The 579-nt window shown below is 58.4% G+C and carries 1 protein-coding gene and 1 pseudogene; one reads left to right on the forward strand and one right to left on the reverse strand.

What is annotated here, in order from left to right:
• Positions 1–58: 58 nt before the first annotated feature.
• Positions 59–190 (forward strand): annotated as a pseudogene (locus D3A59_RS26605) (LysR family transcriptional regulator); the annotation flags it as partial.
• Between the two features lie 79 nt (positions 191–269).
• Here the strand turns inward: D3A59_RS26605 and D3A59_RS26050 are convergent.
• Positions 270–579, reverse strand: a 310-nt coding sequence (locus D3A59_RS26050) for a hypothetical protein (RefSeq protein ID WP_205665281.1), incomplete at its 5' end; no start/stop codon positions are given.

Genomic DNA, 579 nt, shown 5'->3' on the forward strand with positions numbered 1-579 from the left:
CGTCTGCAAGCACGCTGCTGAGTCCCGTCTCGCTTGAAAACCGGTTTATCGAAGTTCCCCCAACTACCGGACCCCGAACGCCGATATCTTCGCGGTCTATCCGCAGCGGCATCAGCTTGCCACGCGGGTCCAGGCCTTCGTGGACTTCCTCGAGAAGGCTCTTCGGCGTCTTGGCAGTAGCGATTCGTAGAGAGGCGTACTTTTACGTGCAGGAGAGCGCTCTGTCTGCGCATTGAATCCAAGCACGGGACTCTCAACTGGGTACTTGATCAACGCTCCCGACACGGTGTTTGTCCGCTCTGCCATCCTTCAAGGACCGTGGTGGATCGGGAGTGACTGTCCGCATGGGCGTGGATGAGGCGAACACGTTGCCGTTCTGCTTTTCCACGTTCACCGTATTCCGCATTGCGCACAACCACCTTGAATTCAGCACTCCCCAGGAGGGCCCCTGCCGCCATCTGTACATAGATGAAGCAACCATTCAAAAGTGGAAAAATCGCTATGGCATCGCCATGCTGCCGAGGCTTTGTTGCACAAATGGCAGCGAGGGCGCCGGGCGGGGCGTGGCTTGACAGCGCC

Origin of the sequence: Caldimonas tepidiphila (genome assembly GCF_003569765.1) — a bacterium.
GTDB classification, from domain to species: Bacteria; Pseudomonadota; Gammaproteobacteria; order Burkholderiales; family Burkholderiaceae_C; genus Caldimonas; species Caldimonas tepidiphila.